Below are 14,135 nucleotides of genomic sequence, written 5' to 3' on the forward strand. Positions count from 1 at the left end.
ACGTTTTAAGTTGTTTTATGATTTTTTATACCGGTTATTGTTGTATTGACTAAAACCTTTAATAAGCCTTAAAGCTTAAAATTCTAATTGGTCATTACAACTATGAAAGAACAGAGGACTAATACGAAACATAGGCATGTAATCCTACGCAATGACATAGTTCACCTCTGTTCTTTTACCGGTATTTTATCACAAAAATACACGATACAAATCTAAAGGCAATGACGGGAAGGGATGGCAATAACAAAAAAGAGTTTTGCAAAGGTCTCAAAAACTGATTTATGGCAATGGTTAAATTAGCCATTTGTTAAAACTAAAAAAATTTACGACCCACAACTATCATTATTTTCTGGATAACTTGAATTTAAAAATCAATGTTTTTTAAACATATATAATTATCAATAGCAAATATTTTATTTTTAAATTATTTTGGACAGCACAGATACCCACAAAATTATTTTTTAAATTAGTGTATAAATATTTATAATCGATATGAAATATTATATTTAAATTTGGAAAAATGTTGTTGCTTGCTTATGCTTATTAAAAATCAATTTTTCAATATTAAAAATATTGATGTTCATTGTAAACTATATCTCCCCGATAAACTTTCAGAAAATCAACCATGGGTTATATTGCTTCATCAAGGATTAGGTAGTATTTCGCAATGGAAAAGTTTCCCCAACAAGCTGTTTAATGCAATAAACCTTCCAATTTTTCTATACGAACGCATCGGTTATGCAGAAACAGGGACTATTCTTAACCCTCTTCCAGAAAATTTCTTACAAATAGAAGCTTATGAAATACTTCCAGAACTTATAGAAAAAGCTCATATAAAAAAACATTACCTAGTTGGACACAGCGATGGTGCAACGATTTCGCTTTTATATGCTTCGAAAAGGCCTCAACAATTAATAGGTATAACAGCAATGACTCCACATGTTTTTGTTGAAGAAATAACTAAACAAGGAATACAAAAATTAATCAACGATTATAATAGAGGAATTTTATCTTTTTTTCTACAAAAGTATCATCATGAAAAAACAGATACTTTATTTCGCAGGTGGACGCAATTTTGGTTAAACGAACCGCTTGTTTCATGGAATATGTTTTATGAACTAAAAAACATTGATGTACCATTATTACTAATTCAAGGAGACAATGATGAATTTGGCAGCTTAAAACAATTAGAATATATTGAACAATATAGTTTATCTAAAATAGAAAAACTTATTATTAACGATTGTAGGCACAACCCACATTTAGAGCATGCATCTATTGTTGTAGAAGCAATAAAAAAGGCTATCTACTCTACCATAGATAGCCATTAACATGCAAAACGCCAATTGTTATTTTTTCTTTCTAAAAACGTAACGTGTAATAAAAATACCTTCGCCATCTTGTTTGCCAGCATCACTTTCAACACCCGAAGATACAAAAGCAAGTTCCCAGCCTTCAGCAGCCATAGCGTTTAATTTTGATGCTATTACTGCATCATTCGATGCTATGTTTTGAAAATTAATACCTACTAAAGAAAAAAAGTTCAATAATTTTGTTTCATCAAAAGCATCAATTTTTATTTCACTTCTATCTACATCGCCTTGTTTACTATCCTTTCCCTTAGTTCGTGAAGTAGTGAAATTTTTGTAATCAACATTTTCGCGAACACATAACATACGTGATCGACCTATGCCACCAGGTACAATAGATTCAACAGTTGTAACTATTGCATATTCGTACTGTTGAGCAAATAACGAAATGCCTAAAAATAAAATAATTGCACTTAAAAATAGCTTTTTCATAACTTAAATTTTTTAGTTAAACATTAAACAAAGATACATACATTCAATTTTAATACCAAAATTATTTTACTTGTTTATTTTATTAGAATCAACAACTAAAAATATTACTTCGTCTTTTCGTTTCATTAAATATTCTTCTCTTACAAATTTTTCGAGCAAAGTTTTATTGCTTTGAAGTTCTTTAATTTTTTCTGAATGCTTTTTGATTAAATCTAAATAATATTGTTTTTGATGTAATAGCTCATTTCGTTTTTTAATGGCCGAAAAACGTTCTATTAGGTTATTCTGACTAAAAATAAGTACAAATACTAAAAATATTATGGTAACTAAAAAATATTTATTGGTGTAAATGGCTTTGCGTTGAAGAAATTCATTTATTTTCATATTAGCCTCCACTTATTAAATGAATAACCTGTACATTATCACCATCATTAAGATAAGTCTGCTCATAATCTTCTTTCTTAATGGGTTTTCCATTTACCTTTACAACTATCATTTTAAAGGTATAGTGCTTATATTGGAGCAATTCACTAATAGTTAAGGTGTCTTTGTCGATATTTTCAGTAATATTATTAACAATGAGTTTCATAATGAGTTATTTTAATAAAATTTCTAATGCTTTATTAGCTTGCATATTAGCTACAATTCCGACACGCGGTGCCAATGGAGGCAAATGTTCTGAAACTTCGTGTTCTCCATCGCCTATAATGTATATATTATCGAATGCTTGTTCGCGAATTAAATGAGCATTACCCCAGCCTGCTAAACCAGACCCCATAATTAAGGGTATATGAGGCAAATAATGCAGCATAGTTCGAAGTATCATTTCTTTCATTTCAGCTTTATCAAATGCTTCTATTAATACATCTACATTAGAATAAAGTTCAATAATAGAAGAGGCAGTTAATTTTATATCGTGAGCTTCGACTATACAATGGGGGTTTATTTTAATAATATTATTTTTTAAAGCGATACATTTTTTTTGACCTATTTGTTCGTAAAAAAAATACTGTCTATTTAAATTACTTTCAACAATAACATCGAAATCTGCAACAATTAGCTTTCCTACACCGACTCTTGCTAATGCGACTGCTGCATTGGATCCCAAGCCTCCACAACCTGCTACGCCCACAACTTTTTGTGACAATATTTTTTTTATTTGCTCAAAAGTCATATTACCATTTAATTTCTTTCTTAGAAGCTAATAAAGTATTTTTTAATAAACTAACAATAGTCATAGGTCCTACCCCACCAGGAACAGGGGTTATATACGAACACTTAGGTGCTACTTCGTCAAATTTTACATCGCCTGTAAGCTTAAATCCTGTCTTTGAATTTGGATTAGGTACACGTGTTGTTCCAACATCGATAACTACAGCCCCTTCTTTAACCATATTGGCTTTAACAAATTCTGGTTGTCCAATAGCAGCTACTAAAATATCGGCTTTGCTGCATACATCAACAAGGTTTTCAGTACGACTATGAGCAACTGTGACAGTAGCGTCTATCCCTTTTTGCGAAAGCAAAATACTTAATGGACGTCCTACTATATTGCTACGACCAAGAACAACTACATTTTTTCCACTAGTTTTTATTTCGTAACGCTTTAATAATTCGACTATTCCAAAAGGTGTTGCCGATATAAAACAGGGTAGCCCCAACACCATTCGCCCAACGTTAATTGGATGAAAACCATCCACATCTTTATTGGGTTTTATGCTATTAATAATTTTTTGCTCATCAAAATGCTTGGGTAAAGGCAACTGTACAATAAATCCATCTATATCGCTATTATTATTGAGTTTGTCTATCTCACTTAACAATAAATTTTCGCTAATAGAATCTTCGAATCGAAGTAATGTAGATTTAAATCCAACTTCTTCGCACGATTTAACTTTATGACTTACATATGTTTCGCTTCCTCCATCATGGCCTACTAAAATAGCTGCTAAATGAGGAATTTTGCCACCCTTATTTTTAATTTGTTCAACTTCTTGAGCTATTTCTTTTTTTATAGCGTTAGCAATAGCTTTACCATCTATTAAGTTCATAAAAATTATCTTTTAGGTAAATTTTTTAAAGCATTTTTATTAGAAGTAACCATTTTCATTAGTTTGCGAGTTTCTTCGAATTGTTTTAATAATCGATTAACTTCCTGAATATCGGTTCCGCTCCCTAAAGCAATTCTTTTTCTTCGACTACCATTGATTAATGAAGGGTTTTCACGTTCTTGAGGAGTCATAGATTGAATAATTGCCTCAATAGATTTAAAAGCATCGTCGTCAATATCAATGTTTTTCATCAATTTTCCCATACCGGGAATAAAAGAAGCCAACTCCTTTAAATTACCCATCTTTTTAATTTGTTGTATCTGTTGATAAAAATCGTTAAAATTAAATTGATTTTTTGCAATTTTCTTTTGTAGTTTACGTGCTTCTTCTTCGTCAAATTGTTCTTGAGCTCTTTCAACTAATGTAACAACATCGCCCATACCTAATATTCTATCGGCCATACGTTCGGGATAGAATATATCGAGCGCATCCATTTTTTCGCCTGTTCCAATAAACTTAATTGGCTTATTGACAACTGCTTTAATAGATAAAGCAGCACCACCTCGTGCATCACCATCGAGCTTAGTTAGTACTACCCCATCAAAATCGAGGCGATCGTTAAATTCTTTAGCTGTGTTTACTGCATCTTGACCGGTCATTGCATCAACAACAAACAAAATTTCTTCTGGTTCAACTGCTTTTTTTATGGCAGTAATTTCTTGCATCATTTCTTCGTCGATAGATAAACGACCTGCAGTATCTATAATTACGGTATTAATACCTTTTAATTTAGCTTCTTTTATAGCATTTTGAGCTATTTTAATAGGATTTTTTTCATTTTCTTCAGTGTAAACTGGTATTTGAATTTGTTCGCCTAAAACTTTTAATTGTTCAATAGCTGCAGGACGATAAACGTCGCAAGCTACAAGCAATACCTGACGTCCTTTTTTGCTTTTAATAAAGTTTGCAAGTTTAGCAGAGAAAGTAGTTTTACCAGAACCTTGGAGTCCGGCCATTAAAATAACCGATGGGTTGCCTTTTAGTTTTAATTCTACTTTTTCTGAACCCATTAAAGCTGTTAATTCGTCGTGAACAATTTTAACTAACATTTGTCCAGGACGAACTGACTTTAACACTTCCATGCCTAAAGCCTTTTCTTTTACTTTATCTGTAAAAGATTTTGCAATTTTATAGTTAACGTCGGCATCGAGTAAAGCTCTACGTATTTCTTTAAGGGTTTCGGCAACATTTACTTCGGTTATTTTTCCTTCACCTTTAAGAATTCGAAACGATTTTTCTAACTTGTCGGTTAAATTTTCAAACATATGCGTAAATTTGTAAGATTATGCAAAAATAAGTATTTTAACTGTTTTAAATTATGTCAATGTAAAAAAATAATAGCAAAAAATTGGTTCTATTACAAAAAAATGTTAATTTAGATTTAGTTTTAGGCAACTAAAAGATGCTTGGAATTGTCTTATAAAAGAATAAAACCAAAATGCAAAAACATAAAGAAAACAGCAACATATTGCCAAACAATGCTACATGGGAAGATATCTATAAAAAATACTCCCGGAAAATGTATGCAGTATGTTTGCGATATGCGCGTAAACCCGAAGAAGCTGAAGACATTTTGCACGATGGTTTTATGAAAGTTTTTTCTTGCTTAGATGAGTATAAAAATTTAGGTTCTTTTGAAGGCTGGATTCGCAGAATTATGGTAAATACTGCCATTAAAGCATACCGAAAGTATAGTAGTCGGTGGTTCCCTATTGACGAACAATATACAGAAATAGAATCTTCTGAGGTATGTATTGAAGATGACATAGCACTCGATGAATTGCTAAAACATATCAATAGCATGCCCGATGGATATCGATTGGTTTTTAATATGTATGTAATAGAAGGGTATAAGCATAGTGAAATAGCAGAGATTCTTGGTATATCCGAATCTACTTCAAAAACACAACTCTTAAAAGCAAGAAATTACCTAAAAAATAAAATAGGAGTAAAAATCTATGAAAAAGTTTAACGATAACGATTTTGATAAGTTCTTTCGAGACAAGTTTTATGAACTTGAGCAAGAACCACCTATTTCTGTTTTTAATCGTTTAAACAAAAATATTACATCTGAAAATACGATAAAACCTTTCAACAAATATTTTTGGTTAGGTGGACTTTCTTTAGCTATTATTACATTCATATTTATTTTTAATTCATTTAATACCCCCAATGATACCATCGTTTCTAAAGATAAGCCCCAAGAAAATAAAATTTCAAACTTTGTGCAATCATATTCAATTGATACTCATTCAATAGCTCAAGAACAAAATATTAAAAATCCCCCCAAAAGTACAATAGCATTAATTCAAAAACAAACAAATAGCATTAAGGCATCAAAAGAAGAAAATAATTATATTAACAATACCCCTATTCCAAGTAATTCTATTGAAAACTCCATTTCAAAACAGATCACTCAATACTTTTATCGAACAAATATAAAAGCGGCTAGTTGCCACCAAGCCAATGGTAAAGCTAGTATTAAATGTGAACATAATTCTTCTGTTCAATTTTATTGGGCTGACATGAATAAAGTATCTAATGAACTTGATAATCTAAAAAGTGGCACATATACTGTTTATGCAAAAATTGAAAAGCAAATTCTCGACACCCTATTAATAACAATTCCCGATAGTGGTAATGTAATAGCAGACTTCAAAATATATGATATTATGCTTGGTAATGAATTTATGACCATTTTTGAAAATCAATCTAAAATTGACAAAAAAATATGGAAAGAAGCTAAAAATATGCATTTTTACTGGAGTTTTGGCGATGGCACCTATTCTAATCTGGCAGAACCAGAACACAGTTATCAAAATTCTGGTTCTTATCAAGTTAAATTAACCTTAACCAGTTCACATGGTTGTCGCGATAGTATTACAAAATCTTATATTGTTACCATACCTCAGAATTTTGCTGAAATACCCAATATTTTTTCACCCAATAATGATGGAATTAACGATTACTTTCAACCTACCTATTATGATATGCAAACCATAGAATGCAGTATATTTTCAAGAAATGGTGAACTCATATATGAATGGAAAGAAATTGATGGCAAATGGGATGGAAAAATTAGAAATTCAAATCAAATTGCAAGTCCTGGTACTTATTATTACATATTAAAGGGCATAACTAAAAAAGGCAAACAAGTTTTACACAAAGGAATGGTTCAGCTAGTTCTTTAATCATTATACATTTTACGTTATTTTTTGGAGTTATTTATAAGTAAAAACTTAATTGAGTTTAAAAAATGTTCTGAATTTAGTGGTTTTGTAAAATATTCAACAAATCCATTATTTAAAATTTTTTCTTTATCGGTATTAAATGAATAGGCGGTTTGAGCAACAAATGGCACATTATTATATTCGGGGAATTTTTTGCGAATTTCTTTTTGAAGCGATATACCTTCCCATTGATTTGGTAAATTAATATCTAAAATAACTATATCATAAGGCTTTTTTGACTTTTCAATTATTGAAATTGCCTCATTACCATCTTTTACCCAATCAACCATAGCAACAGATTCGACTATTGTTTTAATATACAAAGCATTGAAATCGTCATCTTCGACAAGCAATATTTTTGCATCAGGAATGTCTTTATTATCTTGAACAAATGAAGGAGTTGTTTGTTTTTCAATATTTACTTCAGAAGCCGGTAAAATAATATTTACAGTTGTACCAAAATTTTTCTTACTCGAAAGTTCTAATCTTCCTCCCATAAGCTTAATCATACGCTGCGATAATGGTAAACCTAAACCAGCTCCCTGATATAAGCGATTATAGCCCATACTTTCTTGCCTAAAAGTTTCAAAAACATTTGGTAGATATGACTCATCTATTCCGATACCGGTATCGGAAACCGAAATCATAACTTCTTTACCATTTGATATAACCGAAGTGGATATTTCTATTTTTCCTTTTTCGGTATATTTTACGGCATTATCTAAAATATCGACTAAGACTTTAAATGTTAAATCTTTATCGCATTTCATTTTAGGAACTTCACCTAAGATATACGAAAGTTCTAATTTTTTTTCGTTTATTCTAAATACAAACAAATCGCCTACTTTGCGAACTAATTGATTCGGATTACAAGAATCGATATGCGGTATAATATCATTTGCTTGAACCCTACTTAAATCTATGATATTATTGAGTAAATTAAAAAGTCGGTTACTACTTTGAGCTATACCATCGACAAATTTTTCTATTTCGGGATTCGTATTGCTAATTCTACTTTTTAATACCTCTGTTAAGCCAATAATAGCGCTTAAAGGTGTTCTTATTTCATGATTAATATTAGCAAGAAAAGCATCTTTTAAATAATTTGATTCTTCTGCTTTTTTAAGAGCTATTTCGAGCTTTTGCAAGGTTTCTTCTTTTATTTGCATTTCTTTTTCAAGCTCCTCTGTTCGTTCTTTTACTCTTTGTTCTAACTCATCATTTACCGTTATAAGTTCCTCGTTAATTTTTTCAATATGAATATTTTTCTCTTCAATAGCTAAACGAGCTTTTAAGCCTATTTTATATCGAATAAATAAAATAAGTAAAATTGAAAAAACACTAACTAAAATAATAAGCAATATATATTTAAATGTAAGTTCATTACGTAGTTTTTCGAGCGACTTCTGATTTTCTAAACGCAATTCATTTATTTCTTGTTCTTTTTGTTCCGAATTTACAATATATTCTAATTCTAATGCTTTGTGAGCTGTTTCTTCGTTAAAAATAGAATCAGATAGCTCTTTTGCTTTTTTAAAGTATATAAAAGCATTTTTAAAATCTTTACTTTTTTCGTAAAAGAGTGAAATTGTTTCATAATAATTTCGCCTTATATCTAATATAGAAGAATTATTTTTTAACTTTAATTCTACCTCACTTAAGTATTCTTTTGCTTTGGGTAAATTATTAGTTAATGTATAAATTCTTAATAAAGCTAATAAATCGCGAATAATATTTTCTTGATCATTATTCTGAGTTCTTAAAATTAACGATTCTTTAAACCATTTTTCAGCATTTGTGTAATCGCCTTGATCTATATAAAGCTCTGCAATATTTCCGTAACTATTGGGTAGTGTTCTTATATCGCCAATTGATTTTTTTAATTCAATCGACTGCAAAAAATAGGAAAGAGCTTTATCAAAACTTTTTATTCTTTTATAAATAATTCCTATATTATTAAGAGTAAAAGCTAAATTACGTTTATCGTTTAATTGTATATATACTTCTTTAGCTTTAATAAAATAATCAAAAGCCTTATCATAATTTCCTTGTTCTTTATTGATTAATCCTAAATTATTATAACATTGGGCTATACGAGACTGATTTTTTGATTTTAATGCATATTTATAAGCCTTATTAAAACTATTTAGGGCTTCAGTATATAATGACCAATCTTGATAAATTGCACCTATACGATTATAAATTAAGGATAATTTATCGAAGTTGTTTTGTTTATAGTATAAATTTTTTAAAATATTTAAATACAATAAGCTTTCTTTTCTATTACCCATGTAATAATATGCTAGCGATAAGGAATTAAGAACAGATTCGTTACTTGCTAAATCATTTATTTTTTCGGTATAAACATATAATTCTTTACCAATAGTAACAGCTTTATTTGGAGAATGATATGACCATTTGGATAATGAATCGACATATGTTTTATACTTAAGCGTATCGAATGAATATGCGTAAACAATAACGTTTCCGATTAGAAAAATAATTGCAATAAGATATTTAAATAAATTAATAAATTGCATATTATGATAAACAATAAATTTAGTGTGATAAAAATACAAATTTTTTTGATAAAAAAATTATATAAATCTTTTTTTTGAAAAATTTAACATGAGAGGTAAAAATAAACATTTAATATTAAATGTTTATATTCATAAAGATATTGCTTAAACAAATTATGGTTTATAAAGATCTAAGTAAACAGGATAATGATCGCTAAAACCTCCGTTAAATTTAAATCCTACATATGTTCTAAAAGGCTTGACACCAATAAATGCTTCATCTTTTTCTGATAAAAAATCGGCATTAAAAGTTCGTGCGTTATCTGGAGTAGTGTAAATCGAATTGTTTTTATTTAAGAGTGATCCCGAAACGATAAGTTGATCAATAAGTCCCCATTGTCCCTGAAATTTTAAGCTTCCCATACCTTTTACTTCTTTCATATACCACGCTAAATTATATAATTCTCCAGGTTGCGGATTTTCATATTTAGTTTGTGCTCGTAAAACATCGGTAATACTAGAATTATCGGGTTCGTCATTAAAATCTCCCATAATAATAATATTAGCGTTCCAATTAGTTCTAAAAATTGAATCGACTTTTGAACGTAATATACTAGCAACAAATTGTCTATTTCTATCCGATTCACTTTGTCCGCCCAAACGCGAAGGCCAATGATTCATAAAAATATGTAAAGTATCGTCAAAATTAGTAACTCCTTTTACATACATGATATCGCGTGTTTTTTTGGTAGTATCCCAAGGGAATTGAACTTTGTAAAAGGTTTGAGATAAAAGGATAAATTTTTCTTTTCTATAAATCATTGCAACGTCAATACCTCTATTATCGGGCGACTCTTTGTGTACTAAGCCGTAATTTCGCCATTTAAATGGAGTGCTTTTTAGTAAATCTTCCATCACAAATCGATTTTCAATTTCGCAAAAACCAATAATTTCAGGTAATTCCCACCCCCCCATAGCGGCAATTACTTTGTAAATTTTCTTTTGTTTTTCTTTATATTTTTCCCATGTCCAATGTCTTGCACCATTAGGAGTAAACTCATCATCTTGTTTTAATGAATCATCAAAAGGATCGAAATAATTTTCTACATTGTATGATACAATTCTAAAAAAGCCTCTGTTTTCAACGTAATCAATCTTTTTTGTATGCTCTTCTACAACAACTTTGTTGCTTGAACAAGCTACAAATATTAAAAAAAGTTGAATAAAAATAAATAATTTATTCATAAAACTTCTGTAGTTCGCCATTAATATAAACTGATTCTATAACATGGTTACCAAAACTATAAGGGATATATTCATACGACGGTATAGGCTTCGTAATAATAAAATTAGCTGCTTTTCCAAGAGCGATGCTTCCATGTGTATCAGAAACTCCCATAGCATAAGCAGTATTGATAGTACAAGCATTGATAGCCTCTTCGGGTAATAATTTATAGCGAATACATGCCATAGAAAGTACTAGATTCATATTACCTGAAGGAGACGACCCTGGATTATAATCAGATGCAAATGCAATAGGCAAACCGGCATCTATCATTTTACGAGCTGGGGCTAATGGCATATTTAAAAAGAAAGCTGCTCCTGGTAATACTGTTGGCATCGTATCGGATTGAAGTAATAGTTGAATATCTTCATCGCTTGTATATTCGATATGATCTACAGATAATGCATTATATTTTACTCCAACTTCAATTCCACCAGAATGGTCGAGTTCATTGGCATGTATTTTAGCTCTTAAACCATATTTCAATCCCGCCATTAAAATACGCTCAGTTTGTTCTGGTGTAAAGAAACCTTTATCGCAAAAAACATCAATAAAATCTGCTAAATCTTCGCCTGCAATAACCGGTATCATTTCATTTATAATTACATCAACATATTCGTCCGGTTCTTCTTTATATTTTGGTGGGATTGCATGGGCACCTAAAAATGTAGCTTTTATCTTAATGGGAAATGTTTCCTTTAAACGTTGTATTACTCTAAGCATTTTGATTTCTGCTTCTGGCGTTAAACCATATCCACTTTTAATTTCGACAGCACCTGTGCCAAGAGCCATAATCTCTTTTATTCTCAACGAGGTTTGCTCAAAAAGCTCATTTTCTGATGTCTGCTGCAATAATGCTGCACTATTTAATATACCACCACCACGTTTGGCTATTTCTTCATAGGTTAATCCCTTTATTTTATCTACAAATTCTTTTTCGCGACTACCTGCATATACAATATGAGTATGTGAATCGCAATATGTAGGTAAAATAATTTTATCTGTTGCATCTATTATTTTATCCGACATTGTAAAATAACGTTCCCTACCCGACGCCAATTCGTCCATTTTGCCAAAATCTCTGATACGTCCTGATTCTACGTATAGAAATGCATCTTTAATTATGGGAAGTTTAGACATTTGCTTACCCGCTATATATTGCTTGGGCTTTGATTCTGCTTGGATAAGTTGTTTAATATTTATTATCAAAAAGTTCATAACATAAGTTGTAAAAAACAAAAGTACAAAAATATAATTAATTATTATTGCTATTTATGTATAACTTTTAAACTTTTGTTTAAGCCCTTTAATTGATATTGAACTATATATAAACCTTTATCAAGTGAAGGTGTTTGAACTGATATTAATAATTCATCATTAAAAAGTTTTCTATAAGTAGTAAATACTTTACGTCCCATTAAATCATAAATATGAATCTCTAAATTCCCATTATATTCTCCTTGCAAACTCAATATCAATTCATTATCAATCCAAGAATAGGGTTTTATATTAAAATTATTTAAATTTGCTTCTTCAATTCCAATAAATGGTGTTTGTTGTACTGCCAATTTAAGGGTTACAGGTAAATGATCGGACATATTAGCCAATGCTGTAAGCACATTCGAAGGTACAGAATAATTGGCTGGATTATCAACACTTTGATTAAAATGATTTCCATCTTGACCTATTACTTTGTATGAGTTTGCAACATATTTAACTTTATACAAATTATTCATTATTGAAAAAGATGCTAAAATAAAATCAAAACGATCGTCTAAGCCCCCCCCCGATGTACAACCATTTGAATTAAGTTGAACAGCCTGAGTATGATATAAAGCAAAGCTTGAATTATTATTCCAATTTCCTAATTTATTTACCGGATCGTAAAAACGAACATTCATATTACTATAATTAATTAAATTTTGAAAAGCGGTTTCGGTACTACTTTGTACATTAAAGTCGCCCATTAAAATGGTGTTTTTACTATTTCCCAAACTATTTAAATAATTCATAATAACACTCGTTTCTTGTGCCCTTTGATCCTGATCGCTGGTTGTGCTACCAGCTTTAAGATGAGCTTGCATAACACGTATAAAAACCGTATCATGATTGTTTTGCATTTCCTGACTATTGTAATAAAGATTTAAAATAATAACGTCTCGCAAATCGGTTTGTAAGTAATTTGTAGAATATAGTTTTAACTTTTTATTATTGTAAAAAATTGAACTTACAATATCAGAATTGCTAGAGTTAATATATTGAATTCGTGAGTATGTTTTTATACCATTGGTATTTAAAATACTATCTAAAATAAGCTGAATGGTTGCATTAGAAGCATGTATTTCATTAAAGCCAACTATATCGGGCAATACATAAGACGTTATCGTTTTTAAATAACTTATTTTATCGTTAACATTATTATTCGATTGGGTACAGTATGAAGTATTATTATTGAAATTAAGCAAATTATAAGTCATTACCGTCAATGTATCTTGGGCTTTTATACCTAAACTAAAAACAACCATACTTGTAATAAAAATCACTTTTCTCATAACATAAATATTTAAGATCTAACAAAATGAGGCATTTCAATAGGTATTACCAAGGATAATTCTAATAATCCTGCCACTTCATTTTTAGCATTATACCAAGGAGTTTGATATATAAGCTTTTTGACACCATTTTTTTCGATAGTATAAACATTGGTCTCTTTATTTGATAATAAAGATTGAATTTTTTCCCAAGAATTTAATGAATGACAATCTTTTAGGTTCGAACCTAATAATGGTTTATCTTTCTGAAAAGTTGCTCTTGACTTATCATTCATATAAATAATATTGCCTTCTTTATCGCTGATAGTTATGGCAAAATTTAAATATTCAAAATAGTTTTCAATCATGGCTCAAAAATACAACATTCAAACGAAAAAACATTTAAATAAAACGAAAACAAAAGAAAAAATAAAAAATATTATCTATATTTGCCATATTATCAAAGAATAATTTGGTTCATTTAGATTTTATAGGAGATATTCATGGGCATTTTGCAAAATTCAAAATGCTGTTAGAACGTTTGGGTTACATTTTCGATGAATCATTAAAAACTTATACACATCCCGAACATAGAAAGATAGTTGTATTAGGAGATTTTATCAATGTAGGAATGCAAAATAAAGAGATTCTTTATAC

The 14,135-nt window shown here is 29.8% G+C and carries 15 protein-coding genes; 4 read left to right on the top strand and 11 right to left on the bottom strand.

Features of this window, described 5'->3' with window-relative positions; translation table 11 throughout:
• The first annotated feature begins 536 nt into the window (after positions 1-536).
• Positions 537-1,331, top strand: a complete 795-nt coding sequence (locus HPY79_11210) for an alpha/beta hydrolase (GenBank protein ID NSW46371.1) — start codon at positions 537-539, stop codon at positions 1,329-1,331.
• 18 nt (positions 1,332-1,349) lie between these two features.
• On the opposite strand, the gene HPY79_11215 is transcribed toward HPY79_11210, so the two are convergent.
• The 6 genes from HPY79_11215 to ffh all read right to left on the bottom strand — a co-directional run bounded on the left by HPY79_11215 (position 1,350) and on the right by ffh (position 5,178).
• Positions 1,350-1,802, bottom strand: a complete 453-nt coding sequence (locus HPY79_11215; GenBank protein ID NSW46372.1) for a hypothetical protein — start codon at positions 1,800-1,802, stop codon at positions 1,350-1,352.
• A gap of 66 nt (positions 1,803-1,868) precedes the next feature.
• Positions 1,869-2,186 carry a hypothetical protein gene (locus HPY79_11220; GenBank protein NSW46373.1) on the bottom strand — a complete coding sequence of 106 codons (318 nt, stop codon included), beginning with the start codon at positions 2,184-2,186 and terminating at the stop codon, positions 1,869-1,871.
• A gap of 1 nt (position 2,187) precedes the next feature.
• Positions 2,188-2,391, bottom strand: a complete 204-nt coding sequence (gene thiS, locus HPY79_11225) for a sulfur carrier protein ThiS (protein NSW46374.1) — start codon at positions 2,389-2,391, stop codon at positions 2,188-2,190.
• A gap of 6 nt (positions 2,392-2,397) precedes the next feature.
• Positions 2,398-2,949, bottom strand: coding sequence for a sulfur carrier protein ThiS adenylyltransferase ThiF (gene thiF / locus HPY79_11230; protein NSW46375.1), 552 nt, complete (start codon positions 2,947-2,949; stop codon positions 2,398-2,400).
• Positions 2,950-2,977: 28 nt separating this feature from the next.
• On the bottom strand, positions 2,978-3,853 hold the full coding sequence (folD, locus tag HPY79_11235; GenBank protein NSW46376.1) for a bifunctional methylenetetrahydrofolate dehydrogenase/methenyltetrahydrofolate cyclohydrolase FolD: 876 nt from the start codon (positions 3,851-3,853) through the stop codon (positions 2,978-2,980).
• A gap of 5 nt (positions 3,854-3,858) precedes the next feature.
• Entirely contained in the window at positions 3,859-5,178 is a 1,320-nt protein-coding gene (ffh, locus tag HPY79_11240; protein ID NSW46377.1) for a signal recognition particle protein, read from the bottom strand.
• A 173-nt stretch (positions 5,179-5,351) separates the two neighbouring features.
• Here ffh and HPY79_11245 point away from each other — a divergent pair, with 173 nt between their 5' ends.
• The gene (locus HPY79_11245) at positions 5,352-5,885 is read left to right on the top strand and encodes a sigma-70 family RNA polymerase sigma factor (protein ID NSW46378.1); all 534 of its coding nucleotides are present in this window, start codon (positions 5,352-5,354) and stop codon (positions 5,883-5,885) included.
• Positions 5,872-7,104: a gliding motility-associated C-terminal domain-containing protein gene (locus HPY79_11250; protein NSW46379.1), complete on the top strand. Its 1,233-nt coding sequence runs from the start codon at positions 5,872-5,874 to the stop codon at positions 7,102-7,104. Before HPY79_11245 ends, HPY79_11250 begins: the two co-directional genes overlap by 14 nt.
• Before the next feature lie 17 nt (positions 7,105-7,121).
• On the opposite strand, the gene HPY79_11255 is transcribed toward HPY79_11250, so the two are convergent.
• The 5 genes from HPY79_11255 to HPY79_11275 form a co-directional block, all read right to left on the bottom strand.
• Positions 7,122-9,683, bottom strand: a complete 2,562-nt coding sequence (locus HPY79_11255; GenBank protein NSW46380.1) for a tetratricopeptide repeat protein — start codon at positions 9,681-9,683, stop codon at positions 7,122-7,124.
• Between the two features lie 153 nt (positions 9,684-9,836).
• Positions 9,837-10,907 (bottom strand): endonuclease, encoded by a 1,071-nt coding sequence (locus HPY79_11260; protein ID NSW46381.1) that lies wholly within the window; start codon positions 10,905-10,907, stop codon positions 9,837-9,839.
• A complete protein-coding gene (locus HPY79_11265; GenBank protein ID NSW46382.1) occupies positions 10,900-12,165 on the bottom strand; it encodes an imidazolonepropionase in 1,266 nt (421 codons plus the stop codon). Before HPY79_11265 ends, HPY79_11260 begins: the two co-directional genes overlap by 8 nt.
• A 50-nt stretch (positions 12,166-12,215) precedes the next feature.
• Positions 12,216-13,499 (bottom strand): T9SS type A sorting domain-containing protein, encoded by a 1,284-nt coding sequence (locus HPY79_11270; GenBank protein NSW46383.1) that lies wholly within the window; start codon positions 13,497-13,499, stop codon positions 12,216-12,218.
• A gap of 11 nt (positions 13,500-13,510) precedes the next feature.
• Positions 13,511-13,846 (bottom strand): PAS domain-containing protein, encoded by a 336-nt coding sequence (locus HPY79_11275; GenBank protein NSW46384.1) that lies wholly within the window; start codon positions 13,844-13,846, stop codon positions 13,511-13,513.
• 158 nt (positions 13,847-14,004) lie between these two features.
• On the opposite strand from HPY79_11275, the gene HPY79_11280 reads away from it, so the two are divergent.
• Positions 14,005-14,135: protein phosphatase (locus HPY79_11280; GenBank protein ID NSW46385.1), on the top strand; the 131-nt coding region annotated here is incomplete at its 3' end.

This window comes from Bacteroidales bacterium (genome assembly GCA_013314715.1).
GTDB lineage: Bacteria > Bacteroidota > Bacteroidia > Bacteroidales > GWA2-32-17 > Ch61.